The following is a 25,079-nucleotide window of genomic DNA, read 5'->3' on the forward strand; positions in this document are numbered from 1 at the left end:
GAGAGGAATACGATGCCTTCAATGCCCTCTTCCGCCGAGCCGGTTACTGCACCAGCCCAAACGCCGGACGGCGCGGTCGTGCGTTACGGCCCTGCCCTGACCTTGCTGGCAAGCCTTTTCTTTATGTGGGGCTTTATTACGGTGATCAACAACACGCTGCTGCCGCATCTGCGCAGCGTGTTCGACCTGAATTATACGCAGACGACGCTGATCGAATCGGTCTGGTTCATCGCCTATTTTGTCGCGTCCATTCCTTCGGCCAAGCTGATCGAGCGGATCGGTTACAAGATGTCGCTGGTGGTCGGCCTGCTGATCATGGCGGGCGGCTCGCTGGGCATGATGCTGGCGGCCAGCCTGCCATCCTATGGCGTCACGCTGACCATGCTGTTCATCATCGCCTGCGGCATTACGCTGCTGCAGGTCGCGGCCAACCCCTATGTCGCCGTAGTGGGCAAGCCCGAAACCGCATCCTCGCGCCTTAATCTGGTGCAGGCGATGAATTCGGCGGGCACCATGCTGGCGCCCTTGTTCGGGGCCTATCTGATCCTTGGACGGTCCAAGGGCGGCACCTCGGCAGCCGGCACCGTTCTGACAGAGGCAGAGCGCATGGCCGACGCGCAATCGGTGATCCTGCCCTATGGTCTGGTCGCCGTGGTGTTGTTCGTGCTGGCCGTGATCATCGCCCGTTTCCCGCTGCCCGCCATGGGTTCGGCCAACTCGCGCGTGGCCAAGGAAGAGCGCAAACATCTATCGCTGTGGAAGCACCGCAATCTGGTGTTCGGCGTGCCCGCGATCTTCATCTATCTGATCGCGGAAATCGGTGTCGCCAACCTGTTCGTCAACTTCGTCAGCCAGCCCGATATCGCCAATCTGACGCATGAGCAGGCAGGCAAATATCTGACCTTCCTGTGGGCAGGCATGATGGTGGGCCGCTTTGCCGGGTCGGCGATCATGCAACGGTTCGATGCGGCCCATGTGCTGGCCGTATTTTCGGTCGGCGCTTTCATCGTGATGATGGTCACCGTCTTCGCCAGCGGTGAAGTGGCAATGTGGTCGCTGATCCTGGTCGGGCTGTTCCATTCGATCATGTTCCCGACGATCTTCACGCTGGGCATCAAGGGCCTTGGCCCGCTGACCGAGGAAGGATCGGGCCTGCTGATCATGGCGATTGCGGGCGGCGCGCTGGTCGTGGTGCAGGGTTGGATGGCCGACACATGGGGCCTGCAACTCTCGTTCCTGCTGACAGCGGCTTGCGAGCTTTACGTGCTGTTCTATGCGCTGTGGGGCAGCAAGCCGACCGGGGCACTTCCCGATCCGGTGGCCCAAGACGGGGCGTAAACCTGCCGCGCATCGATACTCCAACAAAAAGGGCGGCGCTTTCGGGTGCCGCCCTTTTTGCTTGCGCTGCCAGAGAGTCCTAATCCTCCATCGCGCTGCGCGTATCGTCGAGCGCCAGATCGACCAGAACATTCATCGCCGCCGCCGCCGCCTCGGCATCTCCTGCCGCGATTGCGTCATAGACCTTGGCGTGGTCGGGGATCGGATTGCGCGGCAAGGCACGCGAGCGTTGCTTGAACTGGGTGGTCCAGTTGACGGCAGCGCCGATGCTGGCGCTCAACACCATCAGCGCATCGTTGCGCGTCGCCTGCAGGATGGCATGGTGGAAATCGCGGTCGGCGGCCCGCCCCGCGTCGGTCGTCAGCGTGTGGCGGCGCATGTCGGCCAGCGCGGCCTTCATCACTTTCAGGTCGTCCTTGTCGCGCCGCTGCGCCGCAAGCCGTGCGGCGGCGGGCTCTACGATGGCGCGCAATTCGAACAGGCTGCGAACAAAATCGACATCGGGTGCCCCCGCAAAGGCCCAGCCCAGAACGTCGGGATCGAGGAGGTTCCAGCGGTCGCGCGGCAATACGCGGGTGCCTGCCTTGGGCCTGCTGGCTACCAGCCCCTTGGCGGTCAGGACCTGTATCGCCTCGCGATAGGCGCTGCGCGAAACCTTGAGCTCTTCGGCAAAAGCGACCTCGCCCGACAAAATGTCTCCGGGTTGATACTTGCCCGACAAGATCTCGGTCCCCAGCTTGTGGGCGATCGCGCCGTGCAGCCTTCTTCCGGGGCCCCGCACGTCCTTGCGCGGTTTTTTGTCGCCATCCTCTTTCACAATATTATCGACTTTCACAATTTTCCATCCTTGCAGGGCCGAACCTACCAGCCCAATCGCATCGAAGGAACGACAAACATTGCGTTTATCGAAAGCCCGTAATATGTCGGAGTAAATAGGGAGATCAAAATGACTGAATTTCGCTCTGTGGTAGCCGAGACCGGCGAAGCCCACGGCGATCCGCTTACCGTCCATGGACCCGAAGATGTCGCGGCAGCCTGCGCCGCAGCCGATGCGGCCTTCGACATCTATCGCGCGACCGGGAACGAGGAACGCGCCGCGTTTCTGACGCGAATCGCGGACGAGATCATGGCCATCGGCGAGCCGCTGATCGAAGCCTATATGCGCGAAAGCGGCCTGCCCCGCGGCCGTGCAGAGGGCGAGCGCGGGCGGACTTGCGGCCAGCTCAAGATGTTCGCCGATGTGGTGCGCATGGGCCAGTGGGAACAGATCCGCATCGATCCCGCCATGCCCGACCGTCAGCCGCTGCCGCGCCCCGATCTGCGCCTGCGCATGATCCCTGTCGGACCTGTCGCCGTATTCGGCGCGTCAAACTTCCCGCTCGCCTTCTCGACCGCAGGCGGCGATACGGCGTCGGCGCTGGCCGCAGGCTGCCCGGTAGTGGTCAAGGGGCACCCGGCCCATCCCGTCACCGGCGGGCTGGTCGCAAAGGCCATTGCCAAGGCGGTCGCCGACAGCGGCCTGCCCGCTGGCGTGTTCCAGCACCTGTCGGGTCCCTCGAACGAGCTGGGTGCCGCATTGGTACAGGACCCGCGCATCATGGCGGTGGGTTTTACCGGTTCGCGCGCAGGCGGCCTTGCGCTGAGCAAGCTTGCACAGGCGCGCACCGTGCCGATCCCCGTCTATGCCGAAATGTCGAGCATCAATCCCGTCATCCTGCTGCCCCATGCTCTGAAGGCGCGCGGTGCGGCACTGGGCACGGCATTCGTCGGTTCGCTAACGATGGGCGCAGGCCAGTTCTGCACCAATCCCGGGCTTGTGCTGGCCGTCGACGGCGACGGCATCGACGATTTCATCACCGCGGCCAGCGGGGGTGTTGCCGAAGCCAAGCCGCAGACCATGCTGACCAAGGGGATCGCCGCGGCCTATGCCAAGGGTATCGAAATGCTGTCGGGCCTGCCCGGCGTCGATACGCTCGCCAAAGGCGAGGAAGGCAGCGTCACCACCGGCGGAACCGCCCTGTTCCAGACCACGGCGCAGCAGTTCATTGCCGAGAACGCGATCGGGCATGAAGTGTTCGGCTCGTCCTCGGTCATCGTGCGCTGCGCCGACGAAGGCGAGTTGAAGGCCGTGCTGGAATCGCTGGAAGGCCAGCTGACCGCCACGCTGCACATGGATGGCGAGGACGAGGCCATGGCCGCCACCTTGATGCCCGTGCTGGAACGCCGCGTCGGCCGTATCCTTGCCAATGGCTGGCCCACCGGGGTCGAGGTTTGCCACGCCATGGTGCACGGCGGCCCCTTCCCGTCCACCAGCGATCCGCGCACTACATCGGTCGGCAGCCTTGCCATCGACCGGTTCCTGCGTCCGGTAAGCTACCAGAACCTCGCCCAGTCGCTTCTGCCGCCCGAATTGCGGGACGATGCGACGGGTGACGGCTTGCCCCGACTGATCGACGGCAAGCTTACACTTAGCTGACACGACCAACATCATCGCGGCGCGCATCACGATAAGGTGCGTGCCGCGACAGGGAGAGACATTGATGACTTTTCTTCGCCTGCTTCAGCACCGCGCGCCCGATGGCACGCGCTCCGTCATTCTGGCCGAGGACGATGCGGCCCATTTCCTGACCGGCGTGACCAGCGTGCGCGAACTGGCGCAGCGGGCCATTGCGGCAGGCGAAACGCTTGAAGTTGCCGCCCGCGGTTGCGGCACGGGTGATGCAGTCGATATTGCGGCGGAATTCGCGGCTGGCCGACTGCTGGCGCCGATCGATCACGAGGATTCGGCCCATGTGCTGATGACGGGTACCGGGCTTACCCATCTGGGTTCCGCCGAAGGGCGCGACAAGATGCATCAGGCTGCGGCGGCGGGCGAAAAGCTGACCGATTCCATGCGCATGTTCATGGAAGGTCTGGAAGGGGGCAAGCCCGCGCCGGGCGAAACCGGCCAGCAACCCGAATGGTTCTACAAGGGCGACGGTTCGCAGCTGGTCGGCCCGACCGATCCCTTCACCATGCCGTCTTTCGCGCAGGACGGCGGCGAGGAGCCCGAGCTTGCGGGCATTTACCTGATCGGCGACGATGGCACCCCCTATCGCCTCGGTCTTGCCATCGCGAACGAGTTTTCTGACCACATTACCGAGCGGCACAATTACTTGTGGCTGGCCCATTCCAAGCTGCGCCAGGCATCGTTGGGCCCCGAACTGATGATCGGCACCCCGCCCAGCCATATCGAGGGCAGCAGCAAAATCCTGCGCGACGGCAAGGTGATCTGGGAAAAGCCGTTCCTGTCGGGCGAAGCCAATATGTCGCACAGCTTCGACAATCTGGAACATCACCATTTCAAATATGATCTGTTCCGCCGCCCCGGCGACGTGCATGTCCATTTCTTTGGCACCGCCACCCTGTCGTTCAGCGACGGGATCGAAACGCGCGAAGGCGATGTGTTCGAAATTTCGGCCTCGCCCTTCACCCTGCCTGTCGCCAACCCGCTGACCCGCGCACCGGCGCAGGCAGTTGCCGTCAAGGTCCTGTAACCGCCATGGAACCGATCCGCATTGCCATCGTGGGCGTGGGCAAGATTGCCCGCGACCAGCACATGCCCGCGATCGAGGGGTCGCCCGCCTTCAGCCTTGCCGCGACAGTGAGCCCGCATCATCCCGGCAAGGAAGGCGTGCCCCATGCCAAAAGCCTTGACGAGCTGCTGGAACAGGGCCCTGCCATCGACGCGGTCGCGCTCTGCACCCCGCCCCAGGTGCGCTATGACCTTGCGGTACAGGCGTTGAAGCGCGGCGTGCACGTGTTCCTTGAAAAACCGCCGGGCGCGACGCTTTCCGAAGTGGTCGCACTGCGCGACCGCGCCGATAAGGTGGGCGTCACCCTGTTCGCATCGTGGCATTCCCGCTTTGCGGCGGGCGTGGCCCCTGCCCGCGCGTGGCTGTCCGAACGCAAGATCGAAAGCGTGTCGATCGTCTGGCGCGAGGATGTGCGCGTCTGGCATCCCGGACAGGACTGGATCTGGGAACCGGGCGGACTTGGCGTGTTCGATCCGGGCATCAATGCACTGTCGATCCTGACCCACATCCTGCCGCGCCCCGTGTTCATGAAATCGGCAACTTTAAGCATTCCGGAAAACCGCGCAGCCCCCATCGCGGCCGATATCGATTTCCGCGACACCGGCGGCGCACCTGTCCACATGGATCTCGACTGGCGGCAAACCGGCCCGCAAAGCTGGGACATCACGGTCGAAACCGATGCGGGCACGCTCAAACTCTCGCAAGGCGGGGCGGTTCTGACCCTGCCCTCGGGAACCGAGCATAACGAAGACCTTGAATATCCGGGCCTCTATTCGCGATTTGCCAATCTGATCCGCGGCGGGCGCAGCGATGTCGATATCGATCCGTTCCGGCTTGTCGCCGATGCATTCCTGCGCGGCCATCGAAAAATCGTCGAACCGTTTCACGACTGATCCACCCGGGAGGGGACAGCAAAAATGAACAAGACCATTCGCCGTACTGCCACCATCACTGCAATCTTGCTGGGCGCGACCGCGCTGTCGGGCACGGCTTTTGCCGATACCAACGACCAGCCCACCAAAGCGTCGATCGACGCCGAAGCGGAAGGGCCCGTCTATCACAAGGAAATGTTCACCCAGTTTGCCGAGCATCTGGGCAATGGGATCTATGGTGGCCTGTGGGTCGGCGCCGACAGCGACATTCCCAATACCAACGGCTTTCGCAACGACGTGATCGGCGCCTTGCGCGATCTGTCGGTGCCGGTGATCCGCTGGCCGGGCGGCTGTTTCGCGGACGAATATCACTGGCGCGAAGGCATCGGCCCGCAGGCCGAGCGCCCCGTCAAGGTCAACACCCATTGGGGCGGCGTGACCGAACCGAACGAAGTCGGCACCCACGAATTCTTCGAACTGACCCGCCAGGTCGGCGCCGAAGCCTATGTCGCGGGGAATGTCGGCAATGGATCGCCGCAGGAAATGGCCGAATGGGTGGAATATATGACCGCCCCCGCCGGCAGCCTTGCCGACGAGCGTGCCGCCAATGGCCATGCCGAACCGTGGAAGGTTGATTACTTTGGCGTTGGCAATGAATTATGGGGCTGTGGCGGCAATATGCGGCCCGAATATGCCGCCGATGTCACCCGCCGCTATGCGACCTTTATCAAGGCGCCCGCCGGCACCAAGATCATGAAGATCGCTGCCGGGGCGAATGTCGCCGACTACAACTGGACGGAGACCATGATGAAGGTCGCGGGCAATATGCTCGATGGACTTTCGCTGCATTATTACGTCCACCCCGCAGGCGGATGGCCGCCCAAGGCACCTGCTGTCGAATTCGACGAAAACGGGTGGGCCGACGCGCTGCACGGTGCATGGCGCATGGACGAGCTTGTGACGAAGCACAGCGCGATCATGGACAAATACGACCCCGAAAAGCGCCTGTTTCTGGCCGTCGACGAATGGGGAGCATGGTATGCACAGGACCCCGGCACCCATCCGGGCTTTCTGCGCCAGCAGAACACGCTGCGCGATGCGCTGATCGCGTCGATCCACCTCGACATATTTGCCAAGCACGCCGACCGCGTCCGCATGTCGGCCATCGCGCAAATGGTGAACGTGCTGCAGGCGATGATCTTCACCGATGGCGACAAGATGGTGCTGACGCCCACCTATCATGTGTTCGAGATGTACAAGCCGTGGCAGGACGCCACCGTGCTGCCGATCCGCATCGAGACGCCCACCTATAGCAACGGCGAATTCTCGCTGCCCGCTGTCAGCGGCTCGGCCGTGCGGGGCAAGGACGGCAAGGTCCATGTCGGCCTGACCAACGCCGACCCGGCGGAAGCGAACACGGTGACCATCGACCTCGACGGGCTGAAGGCGTCGAATGTCAGCGGGCGTATCCTTACGGCTCCGGCGATCAATTCGCACAACACGTTCGACGACCCGCAGGTGGTGAAGCCTGCCGGTTTCAACGGTGCGCGCATTCGCGGCGGGAAACTGACGGTGACCCTGCCCGCCAAGTCGGTCGTGGTGCTCGAGCTGCGATGAGGGTGCCTGCCTGCCCCTCGCCGGTCCGCCGGCGGGGGCAGGCAAGGTACACGGTCAGGCACGTCCAAGGAGCAAATATGGGTGGCATTACCAAATATGCGGCGGCTATTGCCCTTGGCGCGGCAGCCATTTGCACACCCGCACTGCCCGTCGCAGCGCAGGACGAAACGACCACGCTCAACGATCGCCTCTCGGGCGATCTGATCGCCCACGATCCGGTGATCATCCGCGAGGGCGATACCTATTACGTGTTCAGCACGGTCGGTCGCTATATCGGGATCAAGACATCAACCGATCTGGCGCACTGGACCGATGCGGGCGCGGTGTTCGACGCGATACCGCAATGGGCGCAGGACACGATACCGGGCACCGAAGGAATCTGGGCACCCGATATCTCTTATGTCGATGGCGAGTACCGGCTGTATTATTCTATCAGCACATTCGGATCGAACCGTTCGGCCATTGGCCTTGCAACCAACGCGACGCTGGACCCGAAGGCGAAAAACTATCGCTGGAAGGATCACGGCCTTGTCGTCATGTCGACCAAAGACAGCGACTTCAATGCGATAGACCCCAATCTTGTGGTCGATCCGGAAGGTCGCCAATGGCTTGCGCTGGGCAGTTTCTGGTCGGGGATCAAGCTGTTCGCTCTGAACCCCGACACCGGCAAGCCCGCGCCCGGTGCCGAACCCTATTCCCTCGCCCGCCGTCTTGGCGTCGCCGGCGGGCCCAACCCGATCGAGGCACCCTTCATCTTCCGCCAAGACGGTTGGTACTATATGCTCAATTCGTTCGATTACTGCTGTAAGGGCGTGAACAGCACCTATTACACGGTGGTAGCGCGGTCGCGGCATGTGACCGGCCCCTATCGCGGCAAGGACGGGTCGGAGGCGATGCTGGGCGGCGGCACGATCTTCCTGCGCGCCGATCTTCAGGAAAAGCAGCGCTTTCGCGGCCCCGGCCATGCCGGATTTTTTACCGACACCGACGGCACCAGCTATGTCGTCTATCACGCCTATGACAAACAGGCCGATGGCGCGCCAAAGCTGCGCATCGCGCCGATCCGCTGGGACGCCGATGGCTGGCCCGTGGCTCAATACTGATATCTGATAACAAAGCCGGAGAGGTCTTTTCATGTCGTTCAAACTGTCGCGCCGTGCCTTTGCCGCCAGTGCAGCCCTGATCCCCATTGCCTGTTCCAAACCGGGCAGCGCGCCCCAACAGGCGGAAAGCGGCGCATCCGACCGCGATATCGTCAATCCGCTGGTGAAGAACCGCGCCGATGCGCAGATCTTCCGGCACGACGACGGCTATTACTATATGACCGGTTCGGTGCCCGAATATGACCGGCTGGTCCTGCGCCGTGCAAAGACGCTGGCAGGCCTGACCAATGCCGAGGAACGCGTGTTGTGGCGGCACGAAGATACCGGCCCGATGTCCGGCTTCCTGTGGGCACCCGAACTGCATCTGATCGACGGGCGCTGGGTGGTCTATTTCGCCGCAGGTCCGAGCGGCGGAGGCGAGGACGTGTTCCGGATCCGCACCTATGCCGTGGTGTGCGACGGGGACGATCCGATGAACGGCAACTGGACCGTTCTGGGAGAGTTCAAGGGCCCGTGGGACAGCTTCAACCTCGATTCCACCGTGTTCCACCATCGCGGCACGCGCTATTTCGCATGGGCGCAACGCGAACCGGGGATCGACACCAATTCGAATATCTATATCGCACCCACCGCCTCCGCGCTGACATTGGCGGCAGCGCCGGTGCGGCTGTCGGTCCCGACGCTGGACTGGGAAATCCGTGGGTTCAAGGTGAACGAAGCGCAGGCCGTTCTGGAACGTAACGGCAAGCTTTTCATGACCTATTCCGCCAGCGCGACCGACGACCGCTATTGCCTTGGCCTGCTGACCGCCGACGCCGATGCCGACATCATGGACCCCGCATCCTGGACCAAATCGCCGCAGCCGGTGTTCCAGACCAGTGTCGAGACATCGGTCTATGGCCCGGGCCACAACAGCTTTACCGTCGACGAAAAAGGGCGCGACATCCTTGTCTATCACGGCCGCGATTATAAAGAGATCGAGGGGGACCCGCTGTTCAATCCCGACCGGCACACGCGCGTGCAGCGGCTCTATTTCGATGCCGACGGCAATCCCGATTTCGGCGTGCCGGTGGGCAATGGCCCCCTGCCCGACCGGTTCGAGGCAGTGGCAAACGCAGGCGTATTCATGGCGCATGACGGCGCGGAACTTATCGCGGGCAGCGCCCCCCTGCCCCAGACCCAGTTCCGCTCCACCCCCGATAAGGGCGGCGCGGTGCGCATATCCCCGATCCTGCGGCGCGATGAACAACTGGTCGCGGCAGAGGACGGATCGCTGTCCATTGGCACGGCGACGCGTGCGGGCGCCGATATGTTCCGGCACGTCGACGGCCCCGATGCCGACACTGTCCGGATCGAATCGCTCGCCTTTCCCGGCAAGGCGATCGCGGCAGGCGAAAACGGGCTGGCGCTGGCCGACATGGCCGCTCCGGCAACGCTTTGGAAGCGATCCTGAAGCCCATCCACTCTGACAAATTATAAGGAATCCGGCGCGCCTGCGGCAATGCCGCCACATAATTTCCCATATAAACGACGGCGCGCAGTTTTCTCTTGCATCTAATAACTCCGACAAATAACAAGGCCACGGTTAGTTAAAGAGGCATGGTATCGGCCAGCCTCATTGGGAGGGTTAGCTCATGGCGCTGAAGCCAATCGCATTGTGCACTGCATCCGTTTTCGTTCTTGGCCTTGCCGGCATTGCCCATGCGCAAGACGCCGCTCCGACGCAGGAATCGGCCGACACCGCGGAAAACAACGACGAAATCATTATCGTCACCGGCGTGAAGGCATCGATCGTCGGCGCGCTGAACGTACGCAAGGAATCGGTGCAGATCGTCGACTCGGTCGTGGCCGAAGACGTGGGCAAGTTGCCCGACAATAACGTGGTCGAGGCGCTGCAGCGCGTGACCGGCGTTCAGGTGACCGACCGTGCGGGCGGCGAAGCGGCGACGGTGACCATTCGCGGTCTTCCCGACCCGCTGACGACACTGAACGGTCGCAATATCTTCACCGCGGCTGGCCAGTCCTTTGCGCTTCAGGATATTTCGGCCAATCTGGTCCGGCAGGTCGACATCTATAAAACCCGCGCCGCCGACCAGATCGAAACGGGCCTTGCTGGCCAGATCGACGTGAAAACGCGCCGCCCGCTCGATTTCGACGGCTTCACAATCTCGGGCCTTGCCCGCGGAATTTATAACGAACAGGCAGATACGTTTAACCCGAACCTTGCCCTGCTGGTCAGCGACAACTGGGAAACCGACATCGGCGATTTCGGCGCGCTGGTGAATGTCAGCTGGCAGCGCACGAAATATCGCAACATGTCGACCACGGCGGGCGCATTCGTCCCCTTTGCGACCGAAACCCCGCCCGCCGGTTCGGGCCTCGGCCCGCTGGAACGCATTTTCTCGGGCTGGCAGCCGGGCCTCGATTACGGCCTGCCGACCGAGCCGGGCTCGACGATCAATTACAACGGGGTCGACGTTCCCTATTACCTCGCGCGCGACGCAGTGTTCAGCTCTGACCTGTACGGCAAGCGCGAGCGTCCCTCGGTCAATATCGCGCTGCAATGGGCACCCAATTCCAGCTCGGTCTATACGGCAGAGGCGTTCTATGCCGGTTTCCGCGGCAATACGTTCAATTCGCTGCAGTTCAGCTTCGTCGACTGGTGGGGCAATCCCGGCGATTTCGAGCTGTATGACGGGACCAACATCATCAAGTCGCGCACCGTGGACGATGTCTATGGCTTCAACAGCGGCGATTATGCCACCAACAAGACCGACAGCTATGTCTATGCGCTGAACGGGCAATGGGATCTGGGCACCAATGGCCAGATCGTGGGCGATGTCGCCTATCAGACCAGCACCAACAAAACGACCTTCCTGGCCATGCGCACCGATCGTGTTGCCAGCCAGATCACCGCCGATTTCAATGCTGGCGGCGGTATCCCGTCCTATCACTTCGACGATGATACGCTGCTGGCCGATCCGAACGTCTGGAACGTCGCGCAAATCTACGACAATGCGAACAGGAACGAAGGCAGCGCGCTGACGCTGTCTCTCGACGGGTTCTACGAATGGGACGAGGGCTTTCTGCGCCGCGTCAAGGCCGGCCTTCGCTATGACGACCGCAAGGCAACCAGCTTCGTGCGCGGACAGGACGGGTTCCTTGGCCAGCCGCTGTCCTCGCTTCCCGAAGAAGCATGGTTCACCAACAAGGACTTTATGAAGGGCATCGCCGATGTGCCGCGCAGCTGGGTTTTGCCCAGCGGCTACTGGCTGCACGACAATGCCGACTATGTGCGCGAGCTTTATGGACTGCCCACTTCGGACGCGCTCGAACTCGACAAGACCTTCGACATCGACGAGGTGACCATGTCGGCCTATGCGATGGCCGATGGCGAGCTGTCGGTGTTCGGCAGCCCGCTGATGCTGCAGGGCGGCGTGCGTTTCGTGTCGGTGACGACCAATTCGAACTTTTACGACCGGCTGAACGACGGTGCGCTGACGCGCGGTGGCAGCCAGTCGAACAAGTTCCTGCCCAGCTTTACCGCGCGCTATGAAATCACGCCCGACCTGCGCTTGCGCTTCAATTATGGCGAAACGCTGCGTCGTCCGAATTTCAGCGACATCAACCCGAACTATACGCTGACGGGCGACTTGACCAATGTCGGCTATGGCAGCGGCACGGCGGGTACCGCCGATCTGGCACCAACCCACTCGAAGAACTTCGACCTTGCGCTGGAATGGTATTTCGATCGCAACAGCGCGATCTATGTCACGGCTTTCCGGCGTGAGATCGACGGGCTGGTCGTGCCTCTGACGGTGCAGGAAACGATCCCCGACAACGACATCTCGGTCGGCCAGCCCGAATATACCGAGACGTTCGCCATCACCCGCCCCGTCAATGCATCGGACGGCGTGCTGAAAGGCGTGGAAGTGGGCCTGACCTATTTCCCCGATTACCTGCCAAGCATTCTGGACGGTCTGGGCTTCCAGGGCAGCATGACGATCCTGGATTCCAAGCAGAACATTCCGCTGACCAATTCGGCTGGCGAGATCGTGGGCGAGACGACATCGAAATTCTTCAATGTCTCGGACTTCTCGTATAATGCGACGCTCGCCTATGATCGCGGGTTCGTGAATGCCCGCCTGTCCTATGTGTGGCGCGAAAGCTTCCTCCATAATAACGAGGCGCGACTGTTCGCGAACCCGATCGGCGTCTGGTACCAGCCGGAAGAAAGCCTCGACGCGCAGCTGACCTTCAACGTCACCGACCAGATCGGGCTGACCTTCGATGCGACCAATCTCACCAAGTCGAAGCAGCAGAACTATTACAAGTTCGACGATGTCGGGAATGCCGACCAGTTCAATCTGGGAACGCTGCAACTGGCGCGCACTTTCGCTGTCGGCGTGCGCTTCACGTTCGACTGATCGTAATCCGGCCGGAGCCTGCGGGGTGCGCCCCGCGGCTGCGGCCAGCCATTGGCGGCCCCGGACCGGGCTTCCTCTCCCTCTCTCACTCCGCCTGCGAGGGGGCCGCCGATGTCGCACCGGACAGGAGGGCGCAGGTGATACGCCGGATAGGATCGAGCTTGACCGCCGCAATTCTGCTTGCGGGGGTTTCCGGCTTCGCCGGCCCTTCTGTTTCGGCACAGGAACTGGACCGCGACCGGATCGCCGCCGAACATTTCGGCAATGACGCACCCTGGTACGAAGACCGCATCCCTTTCTTCGAAAGTGCCGATCCGCGGATCGATGCGGTCTATTACTATCGCTGGTCGATATTCCGCGCGCATCAGCGCGATCTTGGCCAGCAAGGCTATATCACCACCGAATTCGCCGACGATGTCGACTGGCAGCGCCATCCCTATGCCAGCCTGAACGATGCCAGCGGGTTTCATATCGCCGAAGGGCTCTGGCTGAACGACCGGCGCTTTACCGACGATTATATCAACTTCATGTATCACGGCGGAAACGACCGCCATTTCACCGACCATATGGCGGATTCGGTGTGGGGCCGCTTTCTTGTCGATGGTGACCGTCAGGCGGTGCAGCGCCATTTACCGGTGATGCGCCATATCTATGGGCTGTGGGAAGACCATTACGACTTCGCCAAACAGCTCTATTTTATCGAGCCTTTGCTGGACGCGACCGAATATACCGTATCCTCCATCGACGCCTCGGGCGGGGAAGACGGGTTCCGCGGCGGCGACAGTTTCCGCCCGTCGATCAACAGCTATATGTTTGCCAATGCGCGCGCGATTTCGAATATCGCGGCCATGGCGGGCGACACCGCCCTGTCGGCAGAATTCGCGGCCCGCGCCGACCGGTTGCAGGCCCGTACGATAGAGGCGCTTTGGAACCCTGCGCTGGGCCATTTCGGGGACCGCTATAAGGTCGATAACGAACATGTCTCCTATTGGGAGCCGATACGCGCACGCGAACTGGCCGGATATCTGCCCTGGATGTTCGATCTGGTGCCCGACGATGCGCGTTACGCGTCGGCATGGGCGCACCTGCTCGATCCCGCCTCGCTGGGCGGAGAAGCAGGCATACGCACGGTCGAGAAAAGCTATGAATATTACATGCGCCAGTATCGCTATCTGGGCGAAGCGCGCGAATGCCAGTGGAACGGCCCCGTCTGGCCCTATCAGACGACGCAGGTGCTGACCGGCATGGCCAATCTGCTCGACCATTACGACCATACCGGCCCCGTCACGCGCAGCGACTACATGCGCCTGCTGCGCCAATATACCGATCTGCATTATCAGGGCGATCTGCTTGATCTGGAAGAAGATTACGATCCTGCCACGGGCGAGCCCATCGTCGGGCTGGACCGCAGCCATCACTATTTCCATTCGGGCTATATCGACCTGATCCTTGGCGGGCTGGTCGGCATCAGGCCGCGTGCCGATGACGTGCTAGAGGTCAACCCGCTGTTGCCCGATGCAGGCGATGCGCAGGGTTTGGGCTGGTTCCGTGTCGAAAACGTGCCCTATCACGGTCGTTCCGTCGCGGTGACGTGGGATGCCGACGGATCGCGTTACGGCAAGGGCGTGGGCCTGTCGGTCGAGGTGGACGGCAAGGAAGTCGCCCGCCGTGCCACACTGGGCCGCCTCACTGTCCCTGTCACGCGCGCGGCCCCTCGCCCGATCCGGCGCGACATCAACCGTGCCGTGCAACTTGTGCGCGGCGATTTCCCCATGGCGCGCGCATCGGGCAATAATGACGCCGAAGCGCTGCATGACGCCATCGACGGGCGGACCTGGTTCTATCCCGAACTGCCGAATGGGTGGGATTCGCCGCTATCCGGCCAAGAGCAATGGTATGAAGTGGATTTCGGCCAAGCCGTGACCGTCGACCGCGCAGAACTGGCCTTTTTCGATGATGGAGCGCAATTCGCCGCGCCAATATCGGTAACCGTCCAATATTGGCAGGACGGGCGCTGGCACGATCTGGCGCGCGGCAAACCCGTTGCCAACGGAATCAGCGATTATCGCTGGGACAGCCGCCCGATCACCCGCATCCGAGCCTTGATGAAGCCCGCGGGCAAACGCGCGATCCGGCTGGCCGAATTCAAGGCGATAAGCTCCGACACGGATTAGACCGCGCGCAGACGCACCGCCATATAGGGGCGCCCCGGCAGTGCGATCGCGGGGCGGTCGGGCGAATGGATGTCGTATTCATCCTTGCGCGCCATGCGGAATCGTCCTTGCGGTTCGACCGTCATGTTCCATGTGTCGATCACGTCGATTTCGTAATCACGGATCGCATTGTCGGTTTTGGACGGGAAACGGATTTCCCATTCCACGGGCGCTTCTGTCCCGAAATAGAGGAGGTAATACTCCCCCTCTTTCCCTGCCACGCGATAGTTCCACCATGGCTGGACCGCATCGATGCCGGGTGCCGGTCCTTCCTCCATAATGCGTTTCAGAAAAGCGAGGCGCGGCGCGCTGGTCCCTTGCAGGGTGCCGCCCTGCCCCAGCCATGAATGATCGGGGTTGCGATCCTGCGCATAGGTTTCGCTATGCCCCACATAGGTCCCGCCGATCAGCCCGTGCCAGAACCGTTCGACCATTTCCTCGCCGGTCAGATTGCCCCATCGCTTGTCGATATTGCCCTCGTAAACCACCTCGTCAAAGATGACCGGTTTTTCGGCAAAGGCGCGGTGCAGTTCGGCACGGATCGGATCGAGCACCGCCGCCCCGTTCTGCACGCTGGCATGGGTGATCCACGGTTTGCGCTGGTCGTAATAGCGGTGGATGTTGTGGATCGAACGCAGCCTGCTGTGCGGATCGGCATCGGCAAGCACGGTGAACAAATGGTCCCAGTCCGCATCGGTCTTGCTTTCGATCAGGTCGAATTCGTTCGCCATCGACCACCACACATTGCGATAGGCCCCGAAACGCGCGGCGACATAGCGGATGTAATGCTCGTCATCCTCGCGCTTCATGTCGGAATAGCCGCGCTTGGGGTCATAGGGCTGATAAAGGATCACATCGGCCTCTATCCCCAGCTCGCCCAGCCGGATGATGCGATCTTCGTAGCGGCGGAAATAGGCCGGGTCGAAACGCATGGCGTCCCAGTCCCGAGGCCCTTCTCCCTTGCGGACGAAGGGGGCGGTCGCGACCGATGCGACATTGGGAAAAACCAGCATGCGCATCTTGTTGAACGGTGCGGCAGACAGGGTTTTCAGCGTCTGGCGGCATTTCTCTTCCGATTGCAGCGCCCATGAATAGCAGGTGGTGCCGATCTGGCGGAACGGCGTGCCGTCGGCATAGGTAAAGTGGAACCCGTCCTTGCTGACCTGAACCGGCCCGTGATTGCCCTGCGTCGGCGCGGTGGCGGTAAAGCGGCCGCTCATGCCACTCAGCGCGGGAGCATTGCTGCGCGTGGTCCAGCGCCATTCGCCGGTCTCGGGCGGGCTGAAACGAAGGCGATAGAGCCCGTCCCCATCGTAGAAGCCAGGGACTTCGATCGCCTGCCCTGCCCCTTCCAGAACTGCCGAAAACGGCGTGTCGCGAAACGGATTGCCCGCCGATGGTCCCGCCAGCGCCAGTTCGAACACGCCCCAGCGTTCAACACGGGTTTGGGTGGCGGCGATGGCGGGGCGCGCCATTCCGGCTGCCCCCAGCGCCATGGCATTGGCAAAAACCGCCCGCCGGGTAATCGTCATGCTACTCTCCCGCATGGCCCGCTGCTTGCGGGTCCGTCTTTATCTCAGGCCGCAGCCGGTGCATCGCCGCACAGCAGGCCTGCCGCGCGCAATTCGCCCCACATCGCTTCCGGTATGGGTACGCCGATCAGTTCGATCGCCGCCTCCACTTGCCGCACCGATCCCATGCCCGGGATGACCGCGGAAACCTGCGGATGTGCCAGCGGAAATTGCAGCGCCGCCGCGGCAAGGGGCACATTATGACGCGCGCAAATATCCTCGATCGCGCCCACGCGTTCGACGATGGCGGGCGGCGCGGGTTCGTAATTGAAATTGGGAACAGGGCCTTCCCCGCGCACGCCTTTGGCCAGAATGCCCGAATTATAGGGGGCGGCGACCACCAGTTTCACGCCGCGCTGCGCACACAGCGGCAACAGGCTGTCGACGGGATCCTGCTCCAGCAACGTATAGCGGCCTGCCAGCATGATGATGTCGATCTCGCCCGCATGGATCATTTCCTCGCACACGGCGATTTCGTTCACGCCGATGCCGATTTGCGCCACATCGCCCGCATCGCGCAACTCGCGCAGCGCGCGATAGCCGCCATCCATGAATTCGGTGAAACGGCGGGGATGCTCCGCGCCATGGGCAAAGCTGCCGATATCATGCGCATACAGTATATCGATGCGGCTGCGTTGCAGGCGTTTCAGGCTGCTTTCATAGCTGCGCATGACCGCGTCATAGCTGTAATCGAACACGCTTTCGAACGGTTCGGGCGAGACGAATGCCTGCCGCACCGCCGTCAGATCGGCATCGGGGCGCGGGTCCAGCCTGCGACCGATCTTGGTGGAAACGACGGCGCTTTCCTGCGGGTCCAGTTCCGCCAGCGCCGCGCCGAGGCGCTTTTCGCTAAGGCCGAAACCGTAATGCGGGGCGGTGTCGTAATAGCGAACCCCCGCCTGCCACGCGCGGGCGACCACGGCGCGCGCATCTGCATCGGGCACCGCGCGATAGAGGTTGCCGATCGATGCCGCACCAAAACCCAGATCCTGCGGTCCCATCAGCTGAACGCTCCCGTATTTTTCACCGTCACATGGCTGCTGTCGCGCTGCGACACCGCCTGTTTGCCCGACATCGACGAAGTCACCCCGTCGATCAGCGCCCCGTCGACATGGCGGAGCGCCACGGCGGGACGCGCATCGGGTGCTTCAGTCGAAAAGCGGCAATCGCGCACCGTCAGCCGCTTCGCATGGCGTGCCCAGATGCCCTGTGCGGGCAAGGTTTTCAGATAGCTGACTTCAAGGCTGGTTTCGCGCCGATATTCGGGATCGCGCGCCGCATCCTCTTTCGTGCCGCCGCCTGCCGACTGCATGTCGATACCGGTAAAGCTGACATCCTCGACCGGGCTGTCGGCAATGCCCTCGACCCCGCAGGGATAACGCGGGTCGGCACCCGAAATCTGCACATCCTCGAACCGGACGCGGCGTATGCCCTGTATCGGCGCCCCCTTTGGCGCGCGCATGCGGGCGCCGTGATGCACGAACAGCGGATGGTTCACCGGATCGCGGATGGTGATGCCCGAAATCGTCACATCCTCCATCACTCCGCCATCGACGATGCCGACAAGGATGCCGCGCGAATTGGTGCAGATGCAATCGCTGATCTGCACATTGCGGAACCCGCCAGTCGTTTCGGTGCCCATCTTGATCCGGCCCAGCACGCCGATCTTGTCGGGCGATCCGTAATCCGATTTGCGATAGGTACCGTCCAGCAGCGATCCCATCTGGTAACCGCTGGTCTTGCAGCCGCGTATCTGGATATCCTCGCACACCACATTCCGGCCCAGCGCGTGGCTGCTTTTCAGCACGATGGCGTCATCCTTGGGCGCGTTGACGGTGCAATTGCTGACCCGGACGTCGCGGCAACAATCGATGTCGATGCCATCACGGTCGGTATCGACCACCACCCCTTCGATCCGCATATTGGTGCAACCGTGGGCGATGATGCCAAAATGGCCGCCCTGCAGGATCGTAAAATCCTGCAATTGCACGCCGCGGCAGTTCATCAGGCCGAATGTCTTGTTCGCGCGCCCCACCATGGCCGCTTCGTGCGGGTTACGCAGCATCAGTTCTTTCGGCGTGATGCCCAGGACGGCCGCCGATTGCCATTGATCGCGCTTCCACCAGAAATCACCCGGTCCCGCACGGTCCAGCCCCGCACCATAGATCAGCCCCCGCCCAACGACCGCGATATTGCTGGCCCCGTCGGCATAGATCAGGCTGTTGTGCACATGGGTGATGCCGAAATCCTGAAACTGCTGTTCCATATAGTTTTCGGGATGATCGTAATTCGCGCCATAGGCGCTGGGGTCCGCAGCCTCGATCACCGCGCCCGATGACAGGGCCAGCGTGATATTGTCGAGCAGCCGGATCGAAAAGCACAGGTAACGCCCCGGCGGTACGGCTACGACGCCCCCACCACAACGGGCGGCGGCGGCAATAGCAGCATTGATCGCGGCGCTGTCGACCGAATAGCCGTTCCCTTTCGCGCCATGATTGCGAATATCCTCGACCACTCCAGTCGCCATGGCCTGCGATGCGGCAAAGGGGCTGGCCGCCAGTGCGGCCATCAGCCCCATCGCGGTTCTTCGGTTGAGAGGTAAGTCTGCGCTTGCGCCGTGATTAAACATACGACATCATATGAATTCATCCATGGACTGTCCATGCCGAATATTGCCCTTTTTCAGGGCCAACCCGTTGGGAGAAAATGCATGAATCGCCTGAAGGGCAAGACCGCCCTGATCACCGCAGCCGGCCAGGGTATCGGCCGCGCCACTGCCGAAGCCTTCGTTCGTGAAGGCGCGCGGGTGATCGCAACCGACGTGCGCGCCGAAACGCTGGAAGGGCTGGAAGGCGCCGAATGCCGCGCCCTTGACGTTACCGATCCGCAGGCGGTCAAGGCCATCGCGGCTGAATTCACCGATGTGAACGTCCTGTTCAATTGTGCGGGTTTCGTCCATGCGGGCACCATCCTTGATTGTGACGAGGATGACTGGGCATTTTCCAACACGCTGAACGTGACCGCGCAATACCGCATGATCCGCGCCATCATGCCCAACATGATCGAAAACGGCGGCGGGTCGATCATCAACATGTCCTCGGTCGCGGGCAGCATCAAGGCCGTGCCCAACCGGTTTGCCTATGGCGCGACCAAGGCGGCAGTGATCGGACTGACAAAATCGGTCGCGGTCGATTTCGTGACCCAGGGCATCCGGTGCAACGCGATCTGTCCGGGTACGGTCGAAACCCCTTCGCTGCTGCAACGGCTGCGCGATACGGGCGATTTCGACAAGGCCTATGCCGAATTCACCGCGCGTCAGGCCATGGGCCGCTTTGGCCGTGTGGAAGAACTGGCTGCCCTCGCCATCTATCTGGGATCGGACGAGAGCGCCTTTACCACCGGCACGATCAATGTGATCGACGGCGGCTGGGTCAACTGACCTGCCGCCCCGAAAATAATATAGGGAGAGGAAGATATGATCGGCAAAGCCGTTCGCACGGCGACATTCGCGGCAGGTCTGCTGTGCGCCACATCGGCATTCGCGCAGGTGACCGTGCATGTCTCGCCATCGGGCAACGACCGCAATGCGGGTACCTCTGCGAAACCGGTCCGGACGTTGGAAAAGGCGCAGGAACTGGTGCGGGCCAGCAACAAGAAAGGCGATGTCACCGTCCTGCTGGCCGATGGCACCTATCGCCTGACCAAGCCGCTGGTGTTCCGGCAGGCCGATGGCGGCCAGAACGGCCATACGGTCGATTGGCGCGCCGCTCCCGATGCACGGCCGGTCATCACATCGGGCATCCACATTACCGGTTTCAAACCGTATGACGAGGAACGCCACCTCTATGTCGCGGACACGCCCAAGGGGCTGGATACGCGGCAGATCTGGGTGAACGGCACGGTTGCAGAATCGCCCTTCGTCGAAATCGCGCTCCACGACCTGAAATTCAGCGGGACCGGTTTCACCATCGCCAATCCCGATTACGCATGGCTGGCCGATATCGCCCGGCCCGACCGGATGGAGATCGAGGCGACCGGCATCTTCACCGACCGTTATTCGCCCGTGGAAACGATCGCGAAATCGGATGGCGGCGTGGAATTCACCATGTCGCAGCCGGCGTGGGACAATAACACCTGGGGCTATGACACGGCGAGCAAGCCGCTGTTTCCCGAAGAATCGCGCTTTTTCCTGCGCGGGGCGCCCGAATTCATCGGCAAGGTCGGCCAGTGGCATTCGAACTGGCACCAGTGGGTGATCGATCCCGAAGCAGGCAAGCTCTATCTGCGCACGGGTCTGGACGAGGATATCGCCGATCTCGACGTCGTCGTGCCCACTCTGGAAGCGCTGGTTTCGATCAGCGGCACGCCCGACAAGCCGGTCGAAAAACTCAATTTTCGCGGGCTACAATTTTCGCACACATCATGGCTCGGCCCCTCGCGAAACACGGGCTATGCCAATCAGCAGAGCGGTGCCTATCTGAGCGACGAATCGCCGTTGCACCCTGAAGACGCGTGGGAAAAATGCGGCTGGGGCTGTGTTGAATTCGAATCCATGCGCCTGAAATGGCACCAGATCCCCGCTGCCGTGCAGGTGTCTGCCGCGCGCGACATCGTGTTCGAAGGCAATGTGTTCAGCCAGTTGGGACAGATCGGCCTTGGCATCGGGAACGAGCCGCAGGCGCATCTGACCGGCGTGGGTCTGGCGACCAGCAATATTACCGTCTCGCGCAACCGCTTTGCCGTGTTGTCGGGCAGCGCGATCATGGCGGGCGGTGTGCGCACCGACGCGCATCATCCGTCGGACCCGAACCTTATCAACCGCGACCTGACCATCGCGGATAATGTGGTCGTCACCGTCAGTCAGGATTACAAGGATAATGCCGCGATCCTGACGACCTATATCGACGGGGCCAGCATCGTGCACAACGATATCAGCGATGCCCCCTATGACGGGATCGCAACCGGTTGGGGTTGGGGGTACAACGACGAAGGCGGCAATCCCAATTACGACCAGAACCAGCAGGGATATGTCCACAATCCCAAATTCACCACGCCCACGACGCTGCGCAACACTCTGGTCGAGGGAAACCGCATCCACGGGGTGAAACAATGGTATATGGACGGCGGGGCCATCTATAACCTTTCCGCCAATCCCAATTCGGTGATCCGGAACAACCATATCTTCGACATCGATCACAAGATCGCGATCTATCTGGACGAAGGCAGCAAGCACTTCACCATCACCGGCAATGTCGTCGAAACGTCGAGCGGAACGTGGCTGAACATCAATACCGCCGGCAAAATGTACGATCAGGGCATCTCGACCGACAATCGCGCGGTCGGAAACTGGCATAATTCGATGAAGACCGGCGGGCGCTGGCTGCCCCAATATGGCAACGACCCGCGCGGCAATTTCCTGGTTCCGGGCAGCGACTGGCCCGAAGAAGCGCGCAAGGTGATCGAGGCTGCGGGCGTTCGTCCCTGAGCCGGAGCGCTTCGCGATCGAAGCACCGGTCGGGCTTCAAGTCGAACTTACAAAAACTGGGGGAGCCTGTGAGACACAGGCTCCCCCAGTTCTTTAATAACCCGATTGGAAAAAGGCGGCTTGCCGAACAGCCTCAGTCGGTCGTCAGCTTCACCTTCACCCGGCCGATGGCCCAAAAGGGCTGGTCCTTCATGCGGGCCGTATAGAGCAGGGTGTAAATCCCGTCGCCTTCCGCAACCAGACCCAGCGGGGTCCGCAGGTCCGATGCCCAGTTGTTGTCGTCGCTTTGAACGACAAGCGAACGGCCCTGATGCCAGCGTATCCCGTCCTCCGAAACACTATAGCCGACCGAATTGTTCGGCCGCACCGGCATGTCGGGCTGAACGGGTGCGAAGTGATTGGCGTCGTAAAGCGCCATGTAATGGCCGTTGGGGAGCTTCTCGACGATCGGATTTTCGATGAAAAGCCCTTCCATGGGGGACGGCTGCTCGCTCGGCACGCGCGTCCACTCGCTGCTTGTCAGGCTGGAGCCGGTTGCCACCCCCACTTGCCATGGCGATGCGGGAAAATGGTTGTGGCTGCCATGCAACGCGACCCATTGGTCGCCGACCTTATAGGGGAAAAAGCTGTCCAGCCCCTGCTGACCCTCCCATATCGCCGCATCCGGACCGCCCGGTGCCATGGCGACCCCGACATCTTCATACGGGCCGCCGATACCGGCTTTGCCCGGGGTTTGCGATACGGCCCGCCGCGCCGTGCCTTCATAGTCGAGGTTGAGCCCTTCGCCCTGTTCGCTGTTGCCCCCGCGATAGGCGATGTAGAACAGGTTCCAGCGATCGGCCTCGTCGTCGAAGATAACGCCCTGCAACCATACCTCGGATTTGGGGTTCTTTGCCGAACGGCCCGGCACGCTGTCGACGACGGTGCCCTGACGGGTCCAGCTGACCGCGTCCGGGCTGGTCCAGTGGGCGATCCGCATATCGAGGTGCGGGCGTTCGAACATTTCCGAAATGAACAGATGATAGGTGCCATCGATCTTGAGCGTCATGCCGGTTTCAAAGCCCGAGCGGTTATCGGCGCGCTGCACATCTTCCGGCCCGATCACAGGTTCGGCCGGCTCCTCGATCACGGTCAGACGTTCGCTGAAATCATCGTCACGCTGGTCGAGGTCGTAGTTCTGCGCGGCGAGCGGAGTCGTCGCGAGCAGTGCCGCCAGCGCGGTGCCAAACTTACGGATCATGCATTCTCTCCCGAAAAGGTTTCAATCTGGCCAATCGCGATATTGCGACAATCCTGCGCCGCGCGGACCGCGTTCTGTTTGCCCTTGGTCGATGTCAGCCCGTCGATCACCGCGCCATTCACGTTCTCCAGCGCAACCGCCGGTCGTGCATCGGCCGCCTCCACATCGAAGCGCACGTCCGACATGCCCAGATTGCGCACGTGGCGTGCGTAAAGCCCATGTGCGGGCAGCGTTTTCATAAAACTCGGCTCAAGGCTGGAAGTGCGCCTTTCAGGCACTACGCGCGCCGCATCCTCGGCCGTGCCACCGCCCGCGGCGCTGACATGCAGGCCGCTGAAGCTCACATCCTCGATGATGCCGTCCTCGATCCCGACCACGCCGCACGGATATTCCATGCGCGCACCCGAAACCTGAATATCGGAGAAGCGGACGCGGCGGACGCTTGCCACCCCTGCCCCGCGCGGCGCGCGGTTGCGAGCCGAGAGGCGGACGAACAGGGGATGGTTCACCGGATTGCGCAAGGTCACGTCGCGCACCGTCACATCTTCCAGCACGCCACCGTCGATCGCGCCCATCTGCAACCCGCGCGAGTTTTCGCACAGGCAATCGGCGATCAGCACCCTGCGGAAACCGGCAACCGAATCCGTCCCCAGCTTGATGCGCCCCAGCACGCCCACATCATCGGGCGCCATATAGGGCGATTTCTGATAGGTCCCGTCAAGCAGCGTCCCCAGCAGATAGCCGCTGGTCTTGCAGCCAAGGATCTGGATGTCCTCGCAAAAGCGTGCTTCCTGCAGGGCGTAGCTGCTCTTCAACACGATGGCATCGTCCTTGGGCGCGTTGACGGTGCAATTGACGACCTTGGCATCGCGGCAACAATCAAGGTCGATACCGTCGCGGTCGGTGTCGACGGTAATCCCCTCGATCCGCACATTGGTGCAGCCCAGTACGTAACAGGCGAAATGGCCGCCCTGCAGGATCGAGAAATCCTGCAAAACCACATTGCGGCATCCGGTCAGACCGATGGCCTTGTTGCCGCGGCCTTCATATTTCATCTCCAGCGGAATGGCGCGGCGCGCCTCGTCCGCCGTCATTCCCAGTTCGGATGGGGACTTCCACCCCTCGATCCCGTGCCAGCGCGGCGGCGGGCCTTCGCGGTCGAGGCCGGGACCATAGATCAGACCGTTGCCGACAATCGCGATATCGGTAACCCCGTCGCCATAGATCAGGCTGTTGTGGAAATGGGCGAGCCCGTAATCGACAAGCTGCTCCTCGAACACGCCTTCGGGCAGGTCATATTGCCCTTCGTGCTTGTCGGGGTCGGCGGCGACGATCATCGATCCGGGCGACAGTACCAGCGTGATGTGGCTTTTCAACCGGATCGAGAAGCACAGATATTCACCCGGAGGGACGACGATGGTGCCGCCGCCCTTGGCGCTGGCCGCTTCGATGGCGCGGTTGATGGCATGGGAATCGATAGTTTTGCCATCGCCGACCGCGCCATAATCGCGAATATTGTGAAATCCGGTCAGGCTGCCGATGGCGCGCACCGGAACGGCACTGGCGGCAAAGGCGGCCCCCAACCCGTAAAGCGCGGCCCGCCGGCTGAATTCGGCAAATCCTCCTGGCAATTTCTGT

The 25,079-nt window shown here is 62.0% G+C and carries 17 protein-coding genes; 11 read left to right on the forward strand and 6 right to left on the reverse strand.

Going from position 1 to position 25,079, the window contains the following annotated elements; all coding sequences use genetic code 11:
• Window positions 1-21 precede the first annotated feature (21 nt).
• A complete protein-coding gene (locus LOZ74_RS10200) occupies window positions 22-1,338 on the forward strand; it encodes a sugar MFS transporter (protein WP_230291118.1) in 1,317 nt (438 codons plus the stop codon).
• 79 nt (window positions 1,339-1,417) lie between these two features.
• Here the strand turns inward: LOZ74_RS10200 and LOZ74_RS10205 are convergent, their stop codons facing one another.
• Window positions 1,418-2,173, reverse strand: coding sequence for a FadR/GntR family transcriptional regulator (locus LOZ74_RS10205; RefSeq protein ID WP_230291119.1), 756 nt, complete (start codon window positions 2,171-2,173; stop codon window positions 1,418-1,420).
• Window positions 2,174-2,284: 111 nt separating this feature from the next.
• Here LOZ74_RS10205 and LOZ74_RS10210 point away from each other — a divergent pair, with 111 nt between their 5' ends.
• The 8 genes from LOZ74_RS10210 to LOZ74_RS10245 all read left to right on the forward strand — a co-directional run bounded on the left by LOZ74_RS10210 (window position 2,285) and on the right by LOZ74_RS10245 (window position 15,106).
• Window positions 2,285-3,814, forward strand: coding sequence for an aldehyde dehydrogenase (NADP(+)) (locus LOZ74_RS10210; RefSeq protein ID WP_230291120.1), 1,530 nt, complete (start codon window positions 2,285-2,287; stop codon window positions 3,812-3,814).
• Window positions 3,815-3,878: 64 nt separating this feature from the next.
• Complete coding sequence (araD1, locus tag LOZ74_RS10215) at window positions 3,879-4,874, forward strand: AraD1 family protein (RefSeq protein ID WP_230291121.1); 996 nt, start codon at window positions 3,879-3,881, stop codon at window positions 4,872-4,874.
• A 5-nt stretch (window positions 4,875-4,879) separates the two neighbouring features.
• Window positions 4,880-5,806 carry a Gfo/Idh/MocA family protein gene (locus LOZ74_RS10220; RefSeq protein WP_230291122.1) on the forward strand — a complete coding sequence of 309 codons (927 nt, stop codon included), beginning with the start codon at window positions 4,880-4,882 and terminating at the stop codon, window positions 5,804-5,806.
• Between the two features lie 24 nt (window positions 5,807-5,830).
• Window positions 5,831-7,402, forward strand: coding sequence for an alpha-N-arabinofuranosidase (locus LOZ74_RS10225; RefSeq protein WP_230291123.1), 1,572 nt, complete (start codon window positions 5,831-5,833; stop codon window positions 7,400-7,402).
• 77 nt (window positions 7,403-7,479) lie between these two features.
• Window positions 7,480-8,505, forward strand: coding sequence for an arabinan endo-1,5-alpha-L-arabinosidase (locus LOZ74_RS10230; RefSeq protein ID WP_230291124.1), 1,026 nt, complete (start codon window positions 7,480-7,482; stop codon window positions 8,503-8,505).
• Window positions 8,506-8,536: 31 nt separating this feature from the next.
• Window positions 8,537-9,958: a family 43 glycosylhydrolase gene (locus tag LOZ74_RS10235; protein WP_230291125.1), complete on the forward strand. Its 1,422-nt coding sequence runs from the start codon at window positions 8,537-8,539 to the stop codon at window positions 9,956-9,958.
• Window positions 9,959-10,139: 181 nt separating this feature from the next.
• On the forward strand, window positions 10,140-12,932 hold the full coding sequence (locus LOZ74_RS10240) for a TonB-dependent receptor (protein ID WP_230291126.1): 2,793 nt from the start codon (window positions 10,140-10,142) through the stop codon (window positions 12,930-12,932).
• A 161-nt stretch (window positions 12,933-13,093) separates the two neighbouring features.
• Entirely contained in the window at window positions 13,094-15,106 is a 2,013-nt protein-coding gene (locus LOZ74_RS10245; RefSeq protein ID WP_230291127.1) for a glycosyl hydrolase family 65 protein, read from the forward strand.
• Here LOZ74_RS10245 and LOZ74_RS10250 read toward each other — a convergent pair.
• From LOZ74_RS10250 to LOZ74_RS10260, 3 genes are read right to left on the reverse strand one after another with little or no spacing between them, the layout of a single operon-like run.
• Entirely contained in the window at window positions 15,103-16,677 is a 1,575-nt protein-coding gene (locus LOZ74_RS10250; protein ID WP_230291128.1) for a DUF5060 domain-containing protein, read from the reverse strand. The genes LOZ74_RS10245 and LOZ74_RS10250 overlap by 4 nt on opposite strands.
• Window positions 16,678-16,721: 44 nt before the next feature.
• A complete protein-coding gene (locus LOZ74_RS10255; protein ID WP_230291129.1) occupies window positions 16,722-17,717 on the reverse strand; it encodes an aldo/keto reductase in 996 nt (331 codons plus the stop codon).
• Window positions 17,717-19,294 (reverse strand): glycoside hydrolase family 28 protein, encoded by a 1,578-nt coding sequence (locus LOZ74_RS10260; RefSeq protein ID WP_230291130.1) that lies wholly within the window; start codon window positions 19,292-19,294, stop codon window positions 17,717-17,719. Before LOZ74_RS10260 ends, LOZ74_RS10255 begins: the two co-directional genes overlap by 1 nt.
• A 132-nt stretch (window positions 19,295-19,426) precedes the next feature.
• On the opposite strand from LOZ74_RS10260, the gene LOZ74_RS10265 reads away from it, so the two are divergent.
• Window positions 19,427-20,155 (forward strand): SDR family oxidoreductase, encoded by a 729-nt coding sequence (locus LOZ74_RS10265; RefSeq protein ID WP_230291131.1) that lies wholly within the window; start codon window positions 19,427-19,429, stop codon window positions 20,153-20,155.
• A 36-nt stretch (window positions 20,156-20,191) separates the two neighbouring features.
• Window positions 20,192-22,201: a right-handed parallel beta-helix repeat-containing protein gene (locus LOZ74_RS10270; RefSeq protein ID WP_230291132.1), complete on the forward strand. Its 2,010-nt coding sequence runs from the start codon at window positions 20,192-20,194 to the stop codon at window positions 22,199-22,201.
• Window positions 22,202-22,334: 133 nt separating this feature from the next.
• Here the strand turns inward: LOZ74_RS10270 and LOZ74_RS10275 are convergent, their stop codons facing one another.
• Complete coding sequence (locus tag LOZ74_RS10275; protein WP_230291133.1) at window positions 22,335-23,441, reverse strand: hypothetical protein; 1,107 nt, start codon at window positions 23,439-23,441, stop codon at window positions 22,335-22,337.
• A complete protein-coding gene (locus tag LOZ74_RS10280; RefSeq protein ID WP_230291134.1) occupies window positions 23,438-25,072 on the reverse strand; it encodes a glycoside hydrolase family 28 protein in 1,635 nt (544 codons plus the stop codon). The genes LOZ74_RS10275 and LOZ74_RS10280 overlap by 4 nt, the downstream gene beginning before the upstream one ends.
• Window positions 25,073-25,079: the final 7 nt, after the last annotated feature.

It is taken from the genome of Croceicoccus sp. Ery5, assembly GCF_020985325.1.
Classification (GTDB): Bacteria; Pseudomonadota; Alphaproteobacteria; order Sphingomonadales; family Sphingomonadaceae; genus Croceicoccus.